The following is a 20,833-nucleotide window of genomic DNA, read 5'->3' on the forward strand; positions in this document are numbered from 1 at the left end:
CATGGGCGTTCTCGATTCCATCTTCCGCCGCAACCGTCCCGAGCCCGAACCTTCGGGCCATCGCGGCTATTATTCGCTCGCCGACGACTGGGACGACGATGATAGCTGGGACGACCGGCTCGACGAAATCGACCATGCGGTGCGCGCAGAAGAACGCCGCCGCCAGAAATGGTGGCAGAAGGAACACTGGTTCGGTCGCCGCAAGCGCTGGTGGGTGGTCCGCATCATTGCGGCCATGATCGCGCTGTTCATCGTGCTGGTTGCGTGGCTGGCGATCACCGCGCCGCTCAACAAGTCGCTTGAACCTATTGCACCGCCGCAAATCACCCTTCTGGCATCGGATGGCACTCCGATTGCGCGCAACGGGGCGGTGGTGGACGAGCCGGTCGATATCGACACGCTTCCGCCGCATGTGGTCGAGGCTTTCCTCGCCATCGAGGACCGGCGCTTCTACGACCATTGGGGCGTCGACCCGCGCGGTATCGCGCGCGCTGCCTTCACGGGAACCGGTGGTGGTTCGACCATCACCCAGCAGCTGGCGAAATTCACCTTCCTCACGCCCGAGCGGACCATGACCCGCAAGGCGCGCGAGGCGCTGATAGCCTTCTGGCTGGAAGCGTGGCTGACCAAGGACGAAATCCTCGAGCGCTATCTCTCGAACGCCTATTTCGGCGACAATGTGTACGGCCTTCGCGCGGCGAGTCTGCACTACTTCTACCGCAAGCCGGAGAACCTGCTGCCCAACCAGGCGGCGATGCTGGCGGGCCTGTTGCAGGCACCTTCACGCTATGCGCCGACGCGCCATTACGACCGCGCGGAAAAGCGCATGCAGTTGGTGGTCCAGTCGATGGTGGCTGCAGGCTATATCACCGAGGCTGAGGCAAAGGCGATGCGCGCGCCGGCGCTCGATGTGCGGCTGAAGAGCGACCTTCCCACCGGCACCTATTTCGCCGACTGGGCGCTGCCCAATGCGCGCCAGATGTCGGAAACGGGCTATGCGCGCCAGACGCTTACCACGACGCTTGACGCGCGCTTGCAGAATATCGCGCGCCGCGTGACCAGCCGCGCACCGCTGGGAGAGGCTCAGGTGGCGCTCGTCGCCATGCGCACCAATGGCGAGGTCGTCGCCATGATTGGCGGCAAGGATTATGAGAAATCACCCTTCAACCGCGCCACCATGGCCAAGCGCCAGCCGGGCTCGACCTTCAAGCTCTTCGTCTACCTTGCCGCGATGCGCGACGGGTGGAGCCCCGACGACCGCATCAGCAATGCGAAGATCGAGCAGGGCGGGTATCGCCCCGAAAACTCGGGTGGGCGCTATTCGGACAGCCTGACGCTGGAACAGGCCTTCGCCCAGTCGAGCAATGTTGCTGCCGTGCGCCTGTTCGGCGAAGTCGGCAGCGAGAAAGTTATCGATGCCGCGCGCGACCTCGGCGTCACCTCGCCGCTGACCAAGGGCGACCCGAGCATGGCGCTCGGCACCTCGACCATGAGCCTGCTCGAACTGACCGCAGCCTATGCCGGGGTGGCGGGCAATGCCTATCCGGTCGAGCCGCGTGCGTTTGCGACACCCGAACGTGGCTGGTTCGAGAGCCTGGTCGATGGCCCTTCGAGCTTTTCTGGCTCGACCAGCCGCAAGATGGACCGGCTTCTGGCAGGTGTCATCGATGGGGGTACTGGCCGCAGTGCCAAGCTTTCCATGCCCGCCTTCGGCAAGACCGGCACGACGCAGGACAATCGCGACGCGCTATTCGTGGGCTATGCTGGGGACCTCGTGGTCGGCGTGTGGATTGGCAATGATGACAATTCACCGCTGAAAGGGATTTCCGGAGGCGGCCTCCCTGCGCGCATCTGGCGCGATTTCATGAGCCAGGCGCTGGGTGCGCAGGCTGCTCCCAAAGCTCCTGCGCCAACCGACATTCCCGACCCGGGCGGTCCGGTCGAACCGCTCGACGTCCCCGACCTGGGCGACATTCCCATCGGCGACGGCAATTCGCGCATCCGCATCCGTGATGGCGAGGCTGTCTTCAGCACTGAAATCGACGGTATTCCGGTCGAAATCCGGCTCGGCGAGGACGGCATCGGCGTGGACGAAGCGGCCATCGAGGAAGCGCGTCGCCGAGCCGAAGAACGCCGCGAGGAAGCGGAAGAGCGGCGGTACGAGGAAATCCGCCGCCAGCTCGAACGCGAGGGACGGACTGGTCCGGGTTAGTCTTCGGGCTCGCCCATGAACACGTTCATCACTGCGGTCGCTATCGGACGCGTGCGGTCGTCCTGCCACGCTTCGACGGTGAGGTTGGCGCTGCGGCGGCCCAGCTTGGTCACGCGGCCCTTGGCAAAGCTCGCCTGCGACTTGCCCGCCGAAAGGTATTGCACGGTGATGTTGATCGGCTTGAGCACCGCATCACGCCCGCGCTCCGCCAGCTCGGCGCGCAGCGCGGCATAGCCTGCGGTCTCCAGCAATCCGCCCGTCGCCCCGCCGTGGAAATGCTCAGGGCGCCCTTCGACCGCCTCGACGAATTCGACCCGCATGACAGGCACGCCGTCTTCCCATTCGCTCAGTTCGATGCCGAGCGAGCGGGCATAGGGGGTGAGGAGGACGATGTCGGGATGCTCAGCCACCGGGCAGCTCCCGCTTCGGACCGCCGCCGATTTTCATGAAGACCGCCTGGATATGCGCGACCGGGTCGTCGACATCGCCATCATGTGCAAGGCCGCGGACAAAAGCGGCGCTGCGGGTGAGCCGGTAGCATTGCGAGCGGCCGAAGACGGCGGCGCCTTCACGCGCTGGGCGGACGTAATCGACGCGCAGGTCGAGCGTGGCAATCGCCTGGAACTTGTCCATCGCTTTCCAGATGGCGAGGCCGCTGGCCATGTCCATCAGGCTGAGGATGGGGCCGGATGCAAGCACGTGCTGCCCCTCGTCGCCAATCAGGTCCTCGCGCCACGGCAACTCCAGTTCCACCCAGTCGTTGCCATGGTCGGAATAGCGCATGCCGAGGAAACCGGGGTGCCCGCGGCTCGTTAGGAACGGCGTGGCCGTCTTCGGGTCGAATGCTGCTTGTTCGCTCATGGTCGAGAGCGCCGATAGCGCCCGGTTCCCTGCCATTACAATCTTTTAATTCGATTGCCCGCCCGCAGCTTGGCAGCAAGCGCGCCGGGGAGCGTGGCACGGGGTCGCACTCCCTCCAAATAAGGGAGAAAACATATGGATCTGCCAAAGATCGACCTTGCCAGCCTGCCCGGCCTCGACATTGCCACCGGCCTGTTCGGGTCGCTGTCCGCAGAGGGCGGCCCGACCGTGGACGACCGCATCGTGGTCATCATGGTCTACCTCTACGAAATCGCGCCCACCGAGACGCTTTTCTAGGGGACGAGCGGGACGATGCGTATCGATCCGCAATTGGCCACGCTGCGGGGCGACCCCGCCTCGCAGCGTGCTGTCCAGCTGAGGCTGGAAGGCATTCGCGACGAGTGGCTGGCTGGGGAGGCCGCGCCGGTCCGGGCTGCGCTGGCCGAATATGGTCGGGGCGCGAAGTTCGCCGAACTCGAGGCCTTGCGCAATCTCGTGGAGCAGCAAGGCGAGGCGCATTCGTTCGTCGATGCGATGATGAGGCCGATGACGGCGGCGCTCGCCGAAGCGCCGCTCGGGCAGATCCCCTTCCGTCACCAGAAGTCCGGCCATTTCTCGACGCTCGAACTGATGCGTTCGGGGCGCGCGGGGCTGACGCTGATCACCTATGAAGAGTTCGACCAGCCCTCGGCCTCCGCCGGATTTGCAAGCGGTGACTTGCACGAGGTGGTGCTCGCCGGTGCGGCGGATGTGAGGCACCTTGAACTGCTCGAAGAAAATGCCACCCATGCGGCTATCGACTGCACCACACGGCGCGTGGTGGCCTCAGATACGCTGCGTTGCACCGGCCCTGGCGAGACGCGGCTGGTCGAGCGCGTCCATGGCCGCCTCGTCATGCTGCGCATCGCCAGGACAGACGAGAACCCGAAAGAGACGCGGCAATATGCACTCGATGACGGCCGTCTCATCCACCGCGCGAGCGGCAGCCGCGAGGAGAGCCGCCGGGAGATGGCGATGGCGCTGCTCGGGCGCATGGGTCGAAAAGACGCCGCCCCCGTGCTTGCCGAACTCGCGGGCGAGGGCAGCGCGCATATCCGCTGGCAGAGCCTTCGCGAATGCCTCGCGCTCGACAGCGGCGCAGGTTTCGATGCCTTGTGCCGCGTGGCTGCCGGCCCGGCTGACCCGCTCGCCGTACCTGCCGGAGCGCTGCGGGCGCAGCTGGCCGAGGCCTATCCCCAATTGCTCGAAAGGAGCGCCGAAGCATGCCCCGCCTGATAGAAAGCGAAGAAACACACGCCCATGGTATCGGCGACTGCCTTGCCATGCTCGACGAGACGCCTTTCGACCCGGCCTGCGTGGATGCACTTGCATGCGGTGCAGTCGCCTTGAAGCGGCTGGCCAACAACCGCGATTTCCTCGGCGATTTGCTCATCGAACAATTGAAGTCCCGCTTTCGCGAAAGCACGCTCGACAGCGGGTATGGCCCGCAATCCATCGTCCTCTCGCGCATGCGGGGCAACAGCTTCCTGCGCGCCAATATCTGGCCGAGCGAGGACGAGAGCAGCTATGCTGCGAGCGGCGCGGACGCCTTCGTTTACGGTATCCCGCACGACCACAATTTCGCTTTCCTGACCGCGGGCTATTTCGGCCCAGGCTACGGCAGCGACTATTTCGAATATGACTATGAGGAGGTCGCGGGCTGGCGCGGAGAGATTGCGGACCTTCGCTTCGTCGAGCGCAGCAACCTCTCCGAAGGCAAGCTCATGCTCTACCGCGCGCACCGCGACGTGCATTCGCAGCTGCCGCCGTCCTCCATGTCGGTTTCGTTGAATATCATGCACATAGACCCCGCGCAGGGGTGGTACGACCAGTACGGCTTCGACCTCGACAGCAATGCCGTGACCGGCGTGCTCAACCCGACCTCAACCGAGTGTTTCCTGCGCTGCGCGGTGGGATTGGGCGGCGCGGAAGCGTTGGACTTCGCAACATGGGCAGGGCGTGCCCACCCGAGTGACAGGTTGCGGCTTGCGAGTTTCGAGGCGCGTAGCGGGCTGGTCTCGGGCGAGCAGCGCGACGCGCTTTGGCGCGAGGCCGAGCTGTCGGGAAGCCTGATGGTTGCGAAGGAAGCCGCAGCGAGGCGCGCGGCGCTGGAAGCGGCCTAGAACAGGACCGCAATCGTCATTACGAGCAGCAGGGCGACCAGCGTCACGCCGAGCAATTGCCCGGCAAGCGCTTTCATTCCTGCGCGACGGCGGCCGGATATCGCATCCGTGCGGTTTTCCATATCGAGCATTGTGGCGACCCTCTCCTCAAAATCCGCCTCCCGCCAGCGCGTCTATGGCGCCTTGCAGGATGATTGCAGCCGCGTGGCTGTCTATCTTTTCGGCCCGCTTTGCGCGGCTCATGTCCTGGCCGATCATCGCTGCATCGGCAGACGATGTCGACCACCTTTCGTCCCATAGAAGTATCGGCAGTTCAAGCGCTTGGGAAAGATTCCTGGCGTATGCACGGCTCGCCTGGGCGCGCGGGCCCTCGGTTCCGTCCATATTCCGGGGAAGGCCGATGACCACGCCTGCGACTGAGCGGGCGGTGACGATTTCGCGCAATTTCCCGCAATCCTTGGTAAACTTGCTGCGCTCTATGGTCTTGCCAGCAGTGGCATAGCGCCAGCCCGCATCGCAGGTGGCCACACCGATGGTCTTGGTGCCGAGGTCGAGCCCGAGCAACACGCCGCCCTCGGGCAGCGCATCGCCATATTCGAGCGCGTTGTCGGTGATCAGGCGGCTGTGCTCGTCCATGCATTCACGCGCTTGAGGACGTCTTCCTGCAGGTTCTTCCAGAACAGCGGGATGTCGTAGACATGGTAATTGCCGCCGGGCAGCACGCCCTCGCCCAATTGCGGCGGGTCGCCGATAAGGAGGAGGCCATCTTCGTTGCAACGGGCCGGGATCGCTCCTGGCACAAGTTCGCCCGAGGCGAGGTCGGCGCTTGGCTTCAACGTGCCGAGATTGGCCGAAGCCGGGGCCGAACCGCCGGTGCTGCCTGTCAGGGGATTGACGCAAAGGATCGGGCCATCGCCACGCGGGGCTCCGTCCAGCCCGGGCGTGGCTTCGTAACGGCGCTTGATGAATTCGGGGTCGCCGCCATCGCTGAAGGCTGAATAGGCGATAATGCAACCGGCCTGCTGCGCCGAGGCGCAGGCAGGCAGGGGCAGGGCAGGCAGGTCGTGTTCGACCGAAATGGGCCAGCCGATCGCGTAGACCGCCACGATGCGCTCGGTAATGCCGGCAGCTTCGGCCCGGTCCATCAGCAGGCGCAGAACGTGATTGGCGCCCTGGCTGTGTCCGGCAAGCACGATGGGTTTGCCCTCGTCGACGCTCTCGAGGAAGTAGTCGAAGGCCTGGAGCACATCCGCATATGCGGCATCGATCGCCCGCTGCGCTTCGGGCTTGTCGGTAAGGAAGGCACCGGCGGCCGCCTGGCGGTATTTCGGCGCCCAGATCTCATCGGCCCGGTTGAAGGGGCTGGCCAGCCCGCGCAGGAAGGTGCGCGCGCGGCTGTTGGTAGCGGCATCGTCCAGCGCGGCGTTCCACTCTGTGCCGCCTGCCTTGAGGAAGCTCGTCGGCGGCACGAAAAAGACGGCGAAACCGGGTGTCGCCTGCGCATCGGCCATCTCGCCTGCTATCGAGCCTTTGGTATCCATCATCCCCGGTTCGTCGAGGCTTTGCTCGGCCGCGGGGCTGTCGGGCGAGGGGGCCTGATCTGCCGGGTCCGAGGCGGGCTGCGCGATGGCAGGCTGGTAGCGCGAGGGGTCGTTCGTGCCGAGGCCGGGGCGCGAATACCACATGTCAGGGTCTTCATAGGCGTTGGCGGCAAGCGCTTCCTGCTCGACGAATTCGCCGCGCGGGACGAAGGCGATCTCGGTCGCTTCGCGTGACCAGATGCTCAAGGCGATCATGCCGATGATTACGAGGACGATGACCACCGCCACGAGGTAAAGGAACTTGCGGGCCATGTCAGGCGGGCTCCGGAGCTTGTGCGGGTTCGACCTCGCCCTTCACCCTTGCGCTCCGCCGTTCCAGCGCGACCTTGATCATCGCCAGCAGCGGATCGGCCAGCGCGAGGCCGAGGAGGCCGAACAGGACGCCGAAGATGAGCTGTGCCGAAAGGACGAGTGCCGGCGCAAGGTCGACAGTCTTCTTGGCGATCAGCGGCACGAGCACATAGCCGTCGAAGTTCTGGACGAGGAAATAAACGAAAATCGTATAGAGGCCCATGTCGGTTCCGCCGGAGAAGCCGACCAGCACCATCAGCACGCCCGAGATAATCGCGCCGATATTGGGGATGAAGGCAAGCAGGCCGGTAAGAAGGCCGAGAAGCGCGGCCATGGGTACTGGCTCAAGTCCGATAAGCATGCCGCCGAAGGCCAGCATGACCCAGGTGAAAAAGCCCTCGAACGCCATGCCCACGAGGCGCCCAGCCATCAGCCGGCGCAGCGTGTAGGCCTGGTGGCTCAGCGTGTCGTAGAAAGCGCCGCGCTTCTTGCCCGGGATCATCCAGGCCACCCCGCGCTCGTAGAGGCGCGGATCGATGGCGAGATAGATGCCGATGATGACGATGAGCAGCAGCGTGGTCAGCCCGCCGAAGATGCCGCCGATGGCCTTGGTGACGGTGCCGACCCCGCTCGCCATGCTGCCCGCGAAGCGCTCGATATCGGCAGTGTTGATCGCAAAGCCCTTGTCCTGGAGAGTGGCAATCGCGCGGCCGAGTTGCTCGTTGATGATGGACGGGAATTCGGCGGCCTGCTGCGAAATCTGGGAGCCGGCAAAATAGCCCAGCCAGATAAAGAAGGCGGTGACGAGGACCAGCACGATGGCCACCCGGAAGCTGCGAGCGATGGGCAGAGCCTTGCCAAGCAGGCGCGCGCCGCCATCGACCATGCAGGCAAACACCATCGCACCGAAGATGACGAGCAGCGACTGCGAGATGTGGACCGTCAGCCAGACAAGACCGATGACCAGCGCCCAGACGAGCGCGCGGCCGGCTTCGAACCGCAGCTCGGGATTGCCGATATATGTCGGGCTGGCACCAGGATCGTCGTGATAGGCGAGGTCGTCATTGCTGACCGGGTCGCTCTTGTTTCCCGACGATGTCTCGCTCATTCGGCCTCGTTCCCTTCCGCTATTGCGGGACGCAGCGTGGTCCAGGCGCGGTCTTCGCGCAAGCTGGTAAACCAAGAAACCGGATTGAGCGTGGTGGTTCCATCGAGCGAGAAGGTGATGAACTCCGCGCGTCCGCCGATATTCTCCAGCGGGACCGGGCCCATCAGTCCGCGCGAGAAGTCGTCGCGGCTGTCGGCGGAGTGGTCGCGGTTGTCGCCCATGACGAAGACATGACCAGCCGGAATGACCGTCTCGGGATAGTCGTCGAGCGGCTGGTTCATGTGGTCGATGACGAGATAGTTTGCGCCATTGGGCATGGTTTCGCGATAGACCGGAACGCGGCAGACCTGCGTGCCGTCGTCATCGGTGACGAGGAAACTCGGGTCCCCGAAGCCGAAGCAGCGCGAGTTCTCGTCCACCGGCAGGTCGAGCGGCGGCTCGGCTTCCTGCGGCACGGGCTGGCCGTTGAGGATGATCTGGCCGTCGCGGACCGCGATCCGGTCACCCGGGCGGGCGACCACGCGCTTGATATAGTCCTCGTCGCGTTCGGGATGCACGGGGATGACGATATCGCCATATTCGGGCGTCGCTCCGGCAATCCGCCAGTCGCCGCGCGGGGCGAGGTGGAAGCTGACCGAGGACCAGTTCCAGCCATAGGGGTACTTGCTCACCACCAGACGGTCGCCGACCAGCATGTTGGGCAGCATCGATTCCGACGGGATGTAAAACGGCTTGGCGATGAAGCTGTGGAAGGCGAAGACGGCCAGCAGCATCAGCGAAAGGCCGCGGATTTCCGCCAGCCAGTCCACCTTTTCGTCTTTCTTCTTCTTTTCGATATGGTCGGTCACGTCGGCAGTGTCTGCGCTCATTGCGGGAAGGCCTCGATAATCACGAATGCCTGCGCCCATGGATGGTCGTCGGTGAGGGTGAGATGAATGCGCGCCTCATGGCCATGCGGCATCATTTCGGCAAGCCTTAGTGCAGCACCGCCGGTGAGTTGAAGCGTCGGCGCGCCGGAACGCGCGTTTACCACGCCGATGTCCTTGTGGAAGACGCCGCGCGAGAAACCCGTGCCGACGGCCTTGGCGAAGGCTTCTTTCGCTGCCCAGCGCTTGGCGAAGGTGCCGACGCGGGTGAAGGGGCGCTTGTCGGCCTTGGCGCGCTCGATATCGGTGAAGCAACGTCGCTCGAATTTCTCGCCCCACCGCTCCAGCGAGTTGGCGATGCGGTCCATATTGGTGAGGTCGTTGCCCATTCCGATAATCACAGGACCCTCGCTGCGATGCCGATAAGGATGGCGATCATCGTCCAGTGAAGGATGACCTGTGTCTTGACCAGCGGATGGTCGACCTGGCCGGCCGCGCGCTTGAGCGACCCCCAGTAGCCGAAAACCTGGATTATCGGCCAGCCGATGGCGAAGGGCACGAGCACTTGGCGCGACAGGGCGAAACCGAGGAGGAGGATGGACAAGAGGAAGGGAATTGCCCCCGCCAGCGCCCAGAGCTTGGCAGAGCGGGTAAGTTCTTCGCTCACCGCGCGTCGTCCATCAGTTCGCGCATGTGGCGCACCGCCTGCTCCAGCCCGACGAAGACCGCCTCGCCGACGAGGTAGTGGCCGATGTTGAGCTCGGCCAACTGCGGGATGGCGGCAATGGGCTGAACGTTCTCGTAAGTGAGCCCGTGGCCGGCATGCGGCTCGATACCGTTCTTGGCGGCCAGCGCGGACATGTCGGCAATTCGCTTCAGTTCGCGCGACAGGCGTTCGCTGTCACCCTCGAGATGGGCGTGGGCGTATTCGCCGGTGTGGAATTCGACCACCGGTACGCCCAGCCGCAGCGCAGCGTCCAATTGCCGTTCGTCCGCCTCAATGAAGAGCGAGACGCGAATGCCGTTGTCGCGCAGCTTCCATACGATGGGCGCGAGCGTGTTGTGCTGGCCCGCCGCGTCGAGCCCGCCCTCGGTCGTGCGCTCCTCGCGCTTCTCGGGGACGATGCAGGCGGCATGCGGCATATGCTTGAGCGCTATCTCGAGCATTTCCTCGGTCGCCGCCATCTCGAGGTTGAGCGGCAGGTCGGTCGCTTCCTGGATGCGCTTCAGGTCCGCATCGCGGATGTGGCGGCGGTCTTCGCGCAGGTGCGCGGTGATCCCGTCGCCTCCGACACTCGCCACGAGTTCGGCTGCACGCACCGGGTCCGGATGGTCGCCGCCGCGCGCATTGCGAATGGTGGCGACGTGGTCGATGTTGACGCCCAATCTGAGCGGGTTGGGACGCAGCGGGGGGGTCAAGCCTTGCGGCTCCCGGGCTTGGTAATTTCGATGGCCGCCAGATCAGCGGGGACCTCGTCATCGGCATAGGTCGGGAAGTTGATGTCGATCAGCGGGAAGAAGGGCACACCCAGATCCGCCTCGCCATTGCTGCGATCGACCAGCGCGACCTCGGCGATGACCTCGCCGCCTTCGCGTGCCACGGCGGCAATCGCCTCGCGGCTGGAGAGGCCGGTGGTGACCACGTCCTCCACCATCAGCACCTTTGCACCCGGTTCGAGCCGGAAGCCGCGGCGCAGGTGGAATTCACCTTCGGGCCGTTCGAGGAACATCGCGTCCTTGCCCAGCGCGCGGCCCATTTCCTGCCCGATGATGATGCCGCCCATCGCGGGGCTCACCACCACGTCGATCTGGCTCCGGATGTCGCGCGGCAGCTTCTGGGCGAGGGCAAGCGCGAGCCGTCCGGCGCGTTCCGGATTCATCAGCACGCGTGCGCATTGCAGATAATGTCCGCTGTGGCGCCCGCTGGAGAGCAGGAAATGGCCTTCGAGCAGGGCTTCGCTGGCGCGGAATTCGGAGAGGATTTCTTCTTGTGTCATGGTGCCAATGTCCAAAGCGCCTTGCGCGCGATTGCGCAAGGGGCAAAGCCATCGCTCACATTTTTATCCCGTACCGCTTGAGGCTGGCGGAAACCCTGCCTATAGGGCGCATCGCAATCGGGCCTCGCTTGAGGGGCGGATTCACGCGTGTTCGCTGGATTCGCATGAGCTGACGGCGCGACAGACGACATGACACGAAAGAGTTCCAACGTAATGAAAACTCTCGGATTTCACCGGATCGTAGCCAGCCTGGCGCTGGCCTTCTCGCTGGTTATCGGCACGCCTGCCGCCATGGCTCAGGATGCCGCAGCGACCGAGCAACTCGAATCCGCCGATCCGGCAGATGTTGCCGATGTGGCAGACCCGGAGGCGGTTTCGGCCGGCAGCGATGCCTATACGCCGATGGCCCCGACCGAAGGCAAGGGCATGCCGGTTGCCGGTGGCTGGGACATCCAGCCGCAATATTCCGAGGACGGCGAGTTCGCCTACGGCCTCCATTACGGTCTGATCTGGGTGATGGCGGGTATCAGCATCTTCGTGCTCGCCTTGCTGCTTTACGTGATTTTCCGCTTCCGCAAGGGTGCCAACCCCGTGCCTTCGAAGACCAGCCACAACACGCTGATCGAAGTCATCTGGACGGTTGTTCCCGCGCTGATCCTGCTGGCCATCGCGATTCCCTCGATCACGCTGATCGCCCGCCAGTACGAAACCCCGCCCAAGGACGCCATCACCATCAAGGCGATCGGTTACCAGTGGTACTGGGGCTATGCCTATCCCGACAATGGCGACTTCGAGATCGTCTCGAACATGCTGAAGGAAGAAGATGACCCGACCCGCGGCGATGCGCGCGCGCGCACCGATACCGATGGTCCGGAGCAGCTGGCCGTCGACAACCGCATGGTCGTGCCCGCGGGCGTTCCCATCCGCCTCCAGGTGACCGCCGCCGACGTCATTCACTCGTTCGCCGTGCCGAGCCTCTGGTTCAAGATGGACGGTGTCCCGGGCCGCCTGAACGAGCGTATCTTCCAGGTCGACGAGCCGGGCGTCTATTACGGCCAGTGCTCCGAGCTGTGCGGCGCGCGACATGGCTTCATGCCGATTGTCGTCGAGGCGCTGCCGATGGACCAGTACAATGCCTGGGTGCTCGCGCAGGGTGGCACCATCGCCGGAGCGGATGAGGAAGGTATCGAAGCCGACCCCTCCCTGCCGCCGACGCAGGAGCCTGAAAGCGCCGTCGAAGGCGCGCCGGGCGCAGGCGCCGCACCGGTTGCCTGACACAACGCAACCTGACAATTAGCTTTTTCTAATATACGAAGCCGAGAGACCGACCGATGGCTACCACCGCAGACAACTTCCAGGCCCATGCGGACCACGCTCACGATGATCATGCCGACCACAAGCCCGGCTTCTTCGCGCGCTGGTTCATGTCCACCAACCACAAGGACATCGGTACGCTCTACCTGATCTTCGCGATCTTCGCCGGCATCATCGGTGGCGGTATCTCGGGCATCATGCGTGCCGAGCTCGCCGAACCGGGTATCCAGTACCTGCAGTTCTGGGCCGAATTCATGGGCGGCACGCCCGATTTCGACACGGCACTGCACATGTGGAACGTGTTCATCACCGCCCACGGCCTGATCATGGTCTTCTTCATGGTCATGCCCGCGATGATCGGCGGCTTCGGCAACTGGTTCGTGCCGCTGATGATCGGCGCGCCCGACATGGCGTTCCCGCGCATGAACAACATCTCGTTCTGGCTGACGGTCGCCGGTTTCGTCTCGCTGCTGTTCTCGCTCTTCGTGCCCGGCGGCACGGGTCCGGGCGCAGGCACGGGCTGGACGGTCTACGCACCGCTCTCGACCTCGGGCTCTTCGGGTCCGGCAGTCGACTTCGCCATCTTCTCGCTGCACCTTGCCGGTGCCGGTTCGATCCTTGGCGCGACCAACTTCATCACCACCATCTTCAACATGCGTGCGCCGGGCATGACCCTGCACAAGATGCCGCTGTTCGTATGGTCGGTGCTGGTTACCGCCTTCCTGCTGCTGCTCGCACTGCCGGTGCTGGCCGCGGCCATCACCATGCTGCTGACCGACCGTAACTTCGGCACGACCTTCTTCGATCCGAGCGGCGGCGGCGACCCGATCCTTTACCAGCACCTGTTCTGGTTCTTCGGCCACCCCGAAGTCTACATCATGATCCTGCCGGGCTTCGGCATGATCAGCCAGATCGTCGCGACCTTCAGCCGCAAGCCGGTCTTCGGTTACCTCGGCATGGCCTATGCCATGGTCGCCATCGGCGTGGTCGGCTTCATCGTCTGGGCGCACCACATGTACACCGTGGGCCTCGACGTGAACACGAAGATGTACTTCACCGCGGCCACCATGGTCATCGCGGTTCCGACCGGCGTGAAGATCTTCAGCTGGATCGCCACGATGTGGGGCGGCTCGATCGAGTTCAAGAGCCCGATGGTCTGGGCGCTTGGCTTCATCTTCCTCTTTACCGTCGGCGGCGTGACCGGCGTCTACCTCGCCAATGGCGGCGTGGACGACGTGGTGCACGACACCTACTTCGTGGTTGCCCACTTCCACTACGTGCTGTCGATGGGTGCCGTCTTCTCGATGTTCGCAGGGTTCTACTACTGGTTCCCGAAGATGTGCGGCAAGATGCACTCCGAACTGCTCAGCCATATCCACTTCTGGCTGTTCTTTATCGGCGTGAACGTGATCTTCTTCCCGCAGCACTTCCTCGGGTGGCAGGGCATGCCGCGTCGCTATCCCGATTACACGGAAGCCTATACCTTCTGGAACGAAATCAGCTCCTACGGCTATCACATCATGGCGTTCTCGATGATCTTCTTCTTCGTCAACGTGTTCTACACGCTGTTCGCAGGCAAGAAGGTCGGTGCGAACTACTGGGGCGAAGGCGCAACGACGCTCGAATGGAGCCTGTCGAGCCCGCCGCCGTTTCACCAGTTCAGCGAACTGCCGGTGATCGAGGACCACCACGATTACCACGACCATATCGGTGACGCGAAGCCGGCTCACTGAGCGGCAAGCGTACTGGACAAAGACAAGCGGCCGGTCCCATGAGGGGCCGGCCGTTTTGTTTTGGGCCGGAAGGATTTGCGATGCGCGAGATGCGGACAATCGACGTGGGCGAGCTGAGCCTGCGCTGCGCGATCGAGGGTGACGGTCCGCTCGTCATCATGGTCCACGGTTTCCCGGAAAGCTGGTACAGCTGGCGCCACCAACTAACCCCGCTCGCAGAGGCGGGCTTCACCGTCTGCGCCATCGATGTGCGCGGCTATGGCGGCTCGGACAAGCCGCACGAGATTGCGGCCTATGCGATGGAGCGTATCGTCGGCGACCTCGTCGGGCTGAAGATGGCGCTCCAGCCCGACCAGCCCGCCATCCTCGTCGGCCACGACTGGGGCGCGCCCATCGTGTGGAACACCGCTCTCACCCACCCCGAACACTTCCGCGCCGTCGCGGGCCTGTCGGTCCCCTTTGCAGGCGTGCCAAGCCGCCCCTTCACCGAGGTGTTCGATGAACACTTCACGAGCCAGGGCAAGTTCTTTTACCAGGAATACTTCCAGGAGCCGGGTGTCGCCGAGGCCGAGGCCGAGAAGGACCCGCGCGACTGGGTGGCGCGCATGATGTATTCGATCAGCGGCGACGTCCCGCCGGGCGACTATTGGTCCAAGCCCTATGGCGCGACCTTCCTCGAAGGCCTGCCCGACCCTGCGCCGGTCCGCTGGCTGACCGAGGACGACCTCGATTTCTACGAGGCGGAATTCAAGCAATCAGGCTTTCGCGGGCCCCTCAACCGCTATCGCAACCATGTGGCCGATTACGAGTGGCTGCAGGGATGGCAGGGCAAGCGTATCGAACAGCCCGCGCTGTTCATCGGCGGCACCCGCGATCCGGCGACTTATCTTTTCGGCGCAGTGACCGATCCGGTCGCCCTGATGAAGATGTTCGCGCCCACGGTCGAAGGCCATATCCTCGACGGCGTGGGCCACTGGACCCAGCAGGAGCGCCCTGATGAGGTGAACCGTATCCTCATTGACTGGATTAAGCGGGTCTGACCTTCTATAGGGCGCGGCAGAAACGAATCCACATGACCGAAGCTGCCCCCACCACCACCCAGCTCCCCGCGGACTGGCGCGACTTTTTCGCGCTGACCAAGCCGCGCGTGATGAGCCTTGTCATCTTCACCGGCCTGTGCGGCCTGCTGGCCGCTCCGGGCAGCATCCACCCGGTCATCGGTTTCACTGCCATCCTCTGCATCGCGCTGGGCGCGGGCGGGGCGGCGGCGCTCAACCAGTGGTGGGAAGCCGACATCGATGCGGGCATGAAGCGCACCTCCAAGCGTCCGCTTCCCGCTGGCCGGATGAACCGCACCGACGCGCGCGATTTCGGCATCCTGATCTCGGCCGCCTCGGTGGTCATCATGGGGCTGGGCGTGAACTGGCTTGCGGCAGCCATCCTGCTGCTGAGCATCATCTATTACGCCGTGGTCTACACCATCTGGCTCAAACCCCGCACGCCGCAGAATATCGTTATCGGGGGCGGGGCAGGGGCCTTCCCGCCGATGATCGGCTGGATAGCGGTGACGGGCGACGTCACGCTGATGCCGATCCTGCTCTTCGCCATCATCTTCTTCTGGACCCCGCCGCATTTCTGGGCGCTCGCGCTGTTCGTGCAGAGCGATTACGCCAAGGTCGGTATCCCGATGATGCCGCTGGTGAAGGGCGAACGCTCGACCCGCCGCCAGATCCTTGCCTATTCCATCCTTCTCGTGCCCATTGCTGCGGCGCCGTGGTTCATCGGCGGGACCGGGGCCTTCTACGGGGTGACTGCCATCCTGCTCTCGCTGGTCTTCCTGCTGATGAGCATCCCCGTGGCCCTGCGCTCCGCAGGCGAGGGCGACAAGATGAGCCTCGAGAAACGCCTCTTCGCTTTCAGCATTTTTTACCTGTTCGCGCTGTTCGCCGCGCTGGTCGTCGACCGCGTGGCTGCTTACAACGGAGTCTTCGCATGACGCCCGAAGAAGAAAAAGAATACCGCCGCCGCCAGAAGAGCCGCAACCTTGTCGTGGGCGGAGTGCTGCTGTTCATGGCCGGACTGTTCTATGCCATCACCATCGTAAGGATGTGAGGCTGCGATAATGACCACTGCCACCCTCGAATCGCGTAACCTCAGGACCGGCATGCTCGCGCTGCTCGGCGCGGCGGCGATGTTGGGTCTGGGTTATGCGGCAGTCCCGCTTTACGAACTTTTCTGCCAGGTCACCGGTTTCGGCGGCACAACGCAGCGCGCCAGCGAAAGCGAAGCCGCGATAGCGGAGCGTCTCGCCTCGGCAGCGGGCGGGCAGCAGATTTCTATCCGCTTCGACGGTAATGCAGCGCCGGGCCTCGGCTGGGATTTCCGGCCCGAGCAGGTAACCGACACCGTCACCATCGGCCAGCGCGACATGGCGATTTACCTCGCCAAGAACAATTCGGACCGCCCGATAACGGGCACGGCGACCTTCAATGTCGAGCCTGAACAGGCCGGGGCCTATTTCAACAAGATCCAGTGCTTCTGCTTCACCGAGCAGACGCTGCAGCCGGGGCAGGAAGTGCGCATGCCCGTGCTTTATTTCGTCGACCCCAAGGCGCTGGACGACCCGAACATGGAAGGGGTGGAGCAGATCACGCTCTCCTATACATTCCACGAGGCGAAGGGCGCAAACTAGGGTCCACATCACCGTTCGTGTCGAGCGAAGTCGAGACACACCCGCACCAACGGTTCTCGACTACGCTCGAACCAAACGGAAATCGGGGATTGCCCCCTAGACCCGCGCCCAATCGCGCATTAAGGGCAGCCGCAAAGCGAAACCCAGGATACAGGTACAATGGCTGGTAACGTCAATCACGAATATCACATCCTCGAGCCCGACATTTGGCCCTTCATCGGCTCGCTGTCGGCACTGACCTTTACCAGCGGCATGGTGCTGTTCATGCACGACATGCCTTCGGCGCACCTCGTGCTGGGCCTCGGCATCGCCGGCCTTATCGCCACCTTCTTCAGCTGGTTCTCGAATATCGTGAAGGAAGCCGAGCGCGGCGACCACACGCCGATCGTCCAGCTGCACATGCGCTACGGCATGATCCTGTTCATCGCTTCGGAAGTGATGTTCTTCGTCGGCTGGTTCTGGAGCTGGTTCGACTTCTCGCTCTTCCCTAGCGAAATCTCCGAGGTGGTCGGCGGGACCTTCCCGCCCGCGGCTATCGAGGCGGTTATCGATCCCTTCGGCCTTCCCCTCCTGAATACGCTCATCCTGCTGTGCTCGGGTACGACGGTGACCTGGGCGCACCATTCGCTCATCCATGGCGACCGTGACGGGCTCAAGAAGGGCCTGTGGCTGACCATCATCCTCGGCGCCGTCTTCACGATGATCCAGGCCTATGAATATGCGCATGCGCCCTTCGCTTTCGGTGGCAACACCTACAGCTCGGCCTTCTACATGGCGACCGGCTTCCACGGCTTCCACGTTCTGGTCGGCACGATCTTCCTGATCGTTTGCCTCGTGCGCGCCTACAAGGGCCACTTCACCCCGCGCCAGCATTTCGGTTTCGAAGCCGCTGCATGGTACTGGCACTTCGTCGACGTGGTGTGGCTGTTCCTCTTCGCCGTCGTCTATGTCTGGGGCGGCTGGGGCGCTGCAACGCACTGATGCCGAGCAGCATTCGCTGACACGAGAAATGGGGCAGCCCGGTTCGCCGCGGCTGCCCCTTTCGCTTATGGGGCCGACATGACCACACGCATTCCGATTATCCCGACCGTCATCGTCGCCGGCGCGATTGCCGTGATGATTGCGCTCGGCTTCTGGCAGCTCTCGCGCATGGGCGAGAAGGAAGCGCTGATCGCGCAGGCGGAACAGAATCTGCGTATGTCATCCGAGGCCCGCTATCCGCTGGACGGGACCGGGGTGGATGCAGTCCTCTACCGTCGCACGACCATCGATTGCGCCGAAGTCCTGTCCGTCACACCGCGTGCCGGAACGAACGATAGGGGCGGAAAGGGCTGGGCCCAGCGCGCCTCGTGCAAGTTAGGCGGGAGCGATGCCGTAATCGATGTAGACATTGGTTGGTCGCTGCGCCCTGAGCCCGCCGAATGGCAGGGCGGCGAGGTGCGCGGCACTATCGCTCCGGGCGGCCGGGTGGTCTCCGCCAGCGGGCTTGCAGGCCTCGAACCGCTCGCCAGCCCCGACCCGCGCGCCCTCCCGAACAACCACCTCGCCTATGCCGGGCAGTGGTTCTTTTTCGCGCTGACGGCGCTGGCCATCTACATCCTCGCGCTGCGGCGCCGGGCGGGCGCGGGCGGCACTCGCGCTAAAGAGGACTAAACACCCGCTTGCTTGCCCGCATGGGCCAGCGCGGCTAACCGCATGCCCGCAATGAAATACGTCTCCACCCGAGGTGAGGCCCCGAGCCTCGATTTCGCCGAAGTCACCCTGGCGGGTCTCGCCAGCGATGGTGGGCTCTACGTGCCCGAAAGCTGGCCGCAGTTCTCGGCCGCAGAAATCGCTGCCATGCGCGGCCTGCCCTATGCCGAACTTGCCGCGCGGGTGATGGAGCCTTTCGTCGGCGATTGCCTGACGCCTCAGCGCCTGCGCGAACTCACCGCCAAGGCCTATGGCCGCTTCGCCCACAAGGCGGTGACGCCGCTGGTGCAGCTGGACGAGCAGCACTGGGTGCTCGAACTTTTCCACGGCCCCACGCTCGCCTTCAAGGACGTGGCGCTGCAGATGCTCGGACTGCTGTTCGAGGAATTCCTCGGCCGCGAAGAGGGCAGCTTGACCATCGTCGGCGCGACCAGCGGGGACACGGGCAGCGCAGCCATCGATGCGGTGGCCGGTCTCGACAATGTCGAGATTTTCATGCTCCACCCCAAGGGCCGGGTGAGCGACGTCCAGCGCCGCCAGATGACCACGGTGCGCGCGCCCAATGTCCACAACATCGCTATCGACGGCAGCTTCGACGATGCGCAAGCGATGGTGAAGCGAATCTTCGCCGACAAGGACGTGACCGCGAAACACCGCATCGGCGCGGTCAATTCCATCAACTGGGCGCGGCTGATGGCGCAGGTGGTCTATTACTTCGCCGCCTCGCTCCAGCTTGGCGGCCCGGAGCGAAGCCTTGCCTTCAGCGTGCCCACCGGCAATTTCGGCGATGTCTTTGCAGGCCATGTGGCCGCGCGCATGGGCCTGCCCATCGAGCAGCTCATCGTCGCGACCAACGTCAACGACATCCTCCACCGCGCGCTCAGCGAAGGCGATTATTCCGCTGGCTCGGTCACGCCCACCAGCGCGCCGAGCATGGATATCCAGGTCAGCTCCAATTTCGAGCGCCTGCTGTTCGATGTCGGCGGACGCGACGGCTTGGCTCTGGCCGAACAGATGCGCGGCTTCGACACGGCCAAGGCCATGCGCCTCACCAACGCCCAGACCAAAGGTGCGGCGCTCTTCACCAGTGCCCGCGCGGACGAGGGCGACACCTCGCAGGCAATGCGCTGGGCCTATGAGCAATGCGGCGAGATGCTCGATCCGCACACCGCCATCGGCCTCCACGCCGCGCGCGCTGCCGGTATCGACCCGGCCATCCCGGTGGTGACGCTTGCCACAGCGCATCCGGCTAAATTCCCCGATGCGGTCGAACGCGCGACCGGCATCCGCCCGGGGCTTCCGGCGCGCGTCGGCGACCTCTTCGCGCGCGAGGAAAGCTTCGTCGAACTGCCCGGCACTTACGAGGCCGTGCGCGACCACATCGTTGGACACGCAACCTGATGGCCGAGCTTACACGCAATCCGGTGCTGATGGTGGGCGAGGGCTGGGACGGCTACCGCCTGCTCGACAGCGGTCATGGTCGCAAGTTCGAAGCCTATGGCGACTACCGCTTCATTCGCCCCGAACCGCAGGCCATGTGGTCGCCCAGGCTCGACCATTGGGACGCGCATGGTGAATTCGTCCCCGGCAGCGACGAGGACGGCGGCGGTCGCTGGCAGTTCTCGAAAGACGTACCCGAACATGGCTGGCCGCTAGGCTGGGGCGAGGAGGTTCGCTTCACCGCGCAGTGCACACCCTTCCGCCACCTCGGTTTCTTTCCCGACATGGCGCCCGTGTGGACATGGATGGGCGAGCAGCTCGAAGGGCGCACCGATGCCGAGACGATGAACCTCTTCGGCTATACCGGCGTCGGCACGCAGGCACTGAGCAAATACGGCCGCGTCACCCATGTCGATGCGAGCAAGAAGTCGGTCGCACAGGCGCGCGAGAACGCCGCGCTGGCAGGCCTCGACGACCGCCCCGTGCGCTGGCTGGTCGAGGACGCGATGAAATACACCGCGCGCGAAGTGCGTCGCGGTAGGCGTTACGACGGTATCATCCTCGACCCGCCCAAGTTCGGCCGCGGGCCCGATGGCGAGGTATGGCGGCTTGAACAGGGATTGCCCGACCTCGTTTCCGACTGCCGCCAGCTTCTGGACAAGGACAGCAGCTTCCTCTTCCTCACCGTCTACGCCGTGCGGATGAGCAGCCTTGCGCTTGGCGGCCTGCTCGAAGAGGTCTTCGCCGACCTCCCCGGCAAGGTCGAACATGGCGATCTAGCCGTGCAGGAGGAGGGCGGGCGCCTACTGCCCACGGCAATCTTCGCGCGCTGGTCCAATCCGCGCGCTTGATTACGCATCCCCC

The 20,833-nt window shown here is 64.2% G+C and carries 24 protein-coding genes; 13 read left to right on the plus strand and 11 right to left on the minus strand.

Annotated elements, in window-relative coordinates:
* Position 1: 1 nt before the first annotated feature.
* On the plus strand, positions 2–2,212 hold the full coding sequence (locus K3152_RS00880) for a transglycosylase domain-containing protein (protein ID WP_221572226.1): 2,211 nt from the start codon (positions 2–4) through the stop codon (positions 2,210–2,212).
* Here the strand turns inward: K3152_RS00880 and K3152_RS00885 are convergent.
* Together K3152_RS00885 and K3152_RS00890 are read right to left on the minus strand one after the other, a co-directional pair.
* Positions 2,209–2,622 (minus strand): PaaI family thioesterase, encoded by a 414-nt coding sequence (locus tag K3152_RS00885; RefSeq protein WP_221572227.1) that lies wholly within the window; start codon positions 2,620–2,622, stop codon positions 2,209–2,211. The two genes, K3152_RS00880 and K3152_RS00885, sit on opposite strands and share 4 nt — an antisense overlap.
* Positions 2,615–3,109 carry a PaaI family thioesterase gene (locus K3152_RS00890; protein WP_247713097.1) on the minus strand — a complete coding sequence of 165 codons (495 nt, stop codon included), beginning with the start codon at positions 3,107–3,109 and terminating at the stop codon, positions 2,615–2,617. The genes K3152_RS00885 and K3152_RS00890 overlap by 8 nt, the downstream gene beginning before the upstream one ends.
* Before the next feature lie 99 nt (positions 3,110–3,208).
* Here K3152_RS00890 and K3152_RS00895 point away from each other — a divergent pair, with 99 nt between their 5' ends.
* Genes K3152_RS00895 through K3152_RS00905 form a run of 3 tightly spaced genes read left to right on the plus strand, consistent with a single transcriptional unit; the run spans position 3,209 to position 5,235 of the window.
* A complete protein-coding gene (locus K3152_RS00895; protein ID WP_221572228.1) occupies positions 3,209–3,370 on the plus strand; it encodes a hypothetical protein in 162 nt (53 codons plus the stop codon).
* A gap of 15 nt (positions 3,371–3,385) precedes the next feature.
* Entirely contained in the window at positions 3,386–4,348 is a 963-nt protein-coding gene (locus K3152_RS00900) for a hypothetical protein (RefSeq protein ID WP_221572229.1), read from the plus strand.
* Positions 4,336–5,235, plus strand: coding sequence for a transposase (locus K3152_RS00905; RefSeq protein ID WP_221572230.1), 900 nt, complete (start codon positions 4,336–4,338; stop codon positions 5,233–5,235). The genes K3152_RS00900 and K3152_RS00905 overlap by 13 nt, the downstream gene beginning before the upstream one ends.
* Here K3152_RS00905 and K3152_RS14235 read toward each other — a convergent pair.
* The 9 genes from K3152_RS14235 to pyrE are packed head-to-tail and all read right to left on the minus strand — an operon-like array spanning position 5,232 to position 11,098.
* The gene (locus K3152_RS14235; protein WP_282098329.1) at positions 5,232–5,366 is read right to left on the minus strand and encodes a hypothetical protein; all 135 of its coding nucleotides are present in this window, start codon (positions 5,364–5,366) and stop codon (positions 5,232–5,234) included. The two genes, K3152_RS00905 and K3152_RS14235, sit on opposite strands and share 4 nt — an antisense overlap.
* 16 nt (positions 5,367–5,382) lie before the next feature.
* Positions 5,383–5,871 (minus strand): Holliday junction resolvase RuvX, encoded by a 489-nt coding sequence (gene ruvX, locus K3152_RS00910; protein WP_221572231.1) that lies wholly within the window; start codon positions 5,869–5,871, stop codon positions 5,383–5,385.
* The gene (locus tag K3152_RS00915) at positions 5,850–7,088 is read right to left on the minus strand and encodes a DUF3089 domain-containing protein (RefSeq protein WP_221572232.1); all 1,239 of its coding nucleotides are present in this window, start codon (positions 7,086–7,088) and stop codon (positions 5,850–5,852) included. The genes ruvX and K3152_RS00915 overlap by 22 nt, the downstream gene beginning before the upstream one ends.
* 1 nt (position 7,089) lies before the next feature.
* A complete protein-coding gene (locus K3152_RS00920) occupies positions 7,090–8,235 on the minus strand; it encodes an AI-2E family transporter (RefSeq protein WP_221572233.1) in 1,146 nt (381 codons plus the stop codon).
* A complete protein-coding gene (gene lepB / locus K3152_RS00925) occupies positions 8,232–9,104 on the minus strand; it encodes a signal peptidase I (RefSeq protein WP_221572234.1) in 873 nt (290 codons plus the stop codon). Before lepB ends, K3152_RS00920 begins: the two co-directional genes overlap by 4 nt.
* Complete coding sequence (gene acpS / locus K3152_RS00930) at positions 9,101–9,502, minus strand: holo-ACP synthase (protein ID WP_221572235.1); 402 nt, start codon at positions 9,500–9,502, stop codon at positions 9,101–9,103. Before acpS ends, lepB begins: the two co-directional genes overlap by 4 nt.
* On the minus strand, positions 9,499–9,768 hold the full coding sequence (locus tag K3152_RS00935) for a pyridoxal phosphate biosynthetic protein (protein WP_221572236.1): 270 nt from the start codon (positions 9,766–9,768) through the stop codon (positions 9,499–9,501). The genes acpS and K3152_RS00935 overlap by 4 nt, the downstream gene beginning before the upstream one ends.
* A complete protein-coding gene (locus K3152_RS00940; RefSeq protein ID WP_247713098.1) occupies positions 9,765–10,520 on the minus strand; it encodes a pyridoxine 5'-phosphate synthase in 756 nt (251 codons plus the stop codon). The genes K3152_RS00935 and K3152_RS00940 overlap by 4 nt, the downstream gene beginning before the upstream one ends.
* Entirely contained in the window at positions 10,517–11,098 is a 582-nt protein-coding gene (pyrE, locus tag K3152_RS00945) for an orotate phosphoribosyltransferase (RefSeq protein WP_221572237.1), read from the minus strand. Before pyrE ends, K3152_RS00940 begins: the two co-directional genes overlap by 4 nt.
* A gap of 213 nt (positions 11,099–11,311) precedes the next feature.
* Here pyrE and coxB point away from each other — a divergent pair, with 213 nt between their 5' ends.
* From coxB to K3152_RS00990, 9 genes are all read left to right on the plus strand, one after another.
* Complete coding sequence (gene coxB / locus K3152_RS00950) at positions 11,312–12,373, plus strand: cytochrome c oxidase subunit II (RefSeq protein WP_425594661.1); 1,062 nt, start codon at positions 11,312–11,314, stop codon at positions 12,371–12,373.
* A gap of 56 nt (positions 12,374–12,429) precedes the next feature.
* A complete protein-coding gene (gene ctaD, locus K3152_RS00955) occupies positions 12,430–14,145 on the plus strand; it encodes a cytochrome c oxidase subunit I (RefSeq protein WP_221572238.1) in 1,716 nt (571 codons plus the stop codon).
* An 80-nt stretch (positions 14,146–14,225) separates the two neighbouring features.
* The gene (locus tag K3152_RS00960) at positions 14,226–15,185 is read left to right on the plus strand and encodes an alpha/beta fold hydrolase (RefSeq protein ID WP_247713099.1); all 960 of its coding nucleotides are present in this window, start codon (positions 14,226–14,228) and stop codon (positions 15,183–15,185) included.
* A gap of 32 nt (positions 15,186–15,217) precedes the next feature.
* Positions 15,218–16,141 (plus strand): heme o synthase, encoded by a 924-nt coding sequence (locus K3152_RS00965; protein WP_221572239.1) that lies wholly within the window; start codon positions 15,218–15,220, stop codon positions 16,139–16,141.
* 126 nt (positions 16,142–16,267) lie between these two features.
* Complete coding sequence (locus tag K3152_RS00970) at positions 16,268–16,837, plus strand: cytochrome c oxidase assembly protein (protein WP_221572240.1); 570 nt, start codon at positions 16,268–16,270, stop codon at positions 16,835–16,837.
* Positions 16,838–16,996: 159 nt separating this feature from the next.
* Positions 16,997–17,818, plus strand: coding sequence for a cytochrome c oxidase subunit 3 (locus K3152_RS00975; RefSeq protein ID WP_221572241.1), 822 nt, complete (start codon positions 16,997–16,999; stop codon positions 17,816–17,818).
* A 78-nt stretch (positions 17,819–17,896) separates the two neighbouring features.
* Positions 17,897–18,490, plus strand: coding sequence for an SURF1 family protein (locus K3152_RS00980; RefSeq protein WP_221572242.1), 594 nt, complete (start codon positions 17,897–17,899; stop codon positions 18,488–18,490).
* 51 nt (positions 18,491–18,541) lie between these two features.
* Complete coding sequence (thrC, locus tag K3152_RS00985) at positions 18,542–19,930, plus strand: threonine synthase (protein ID WP_221573048.1); 1,389 nt, start codon at positions 18,542–18,544, stop codon at positions 19,928–19,930.
* Positions 19,930–20,820 carry a class I SAM-dependent methyltransferase gene (locus K3152_RS00990; RefSeq protein WP_221572243.1) on the plus strand — a complete coding sequence of 297 codons (891 nt, stop codon included), beginning with the start codon at positions 19,930–19,932 and terminating at the stop codon, positions 20,818–20,820. Before thrC ends, K3152_RS00990 begins: the two co-directional genes overlap by 1 nt.
* The last annotated feature ends 13 nt before the right edge of the window (positions 20,821–20,833 follow it).

It is taken from the genome of Qipengyuania polymorpha (assembly GCF_019711435.1).
GTDB classification, from domain to species: Bacteria; Pseudomonadota; Alphaproteobacteria; order Sphingomonadales; family Sphingomonadaceae; genus Qipengyuania; species Qipengyuania polymorpha.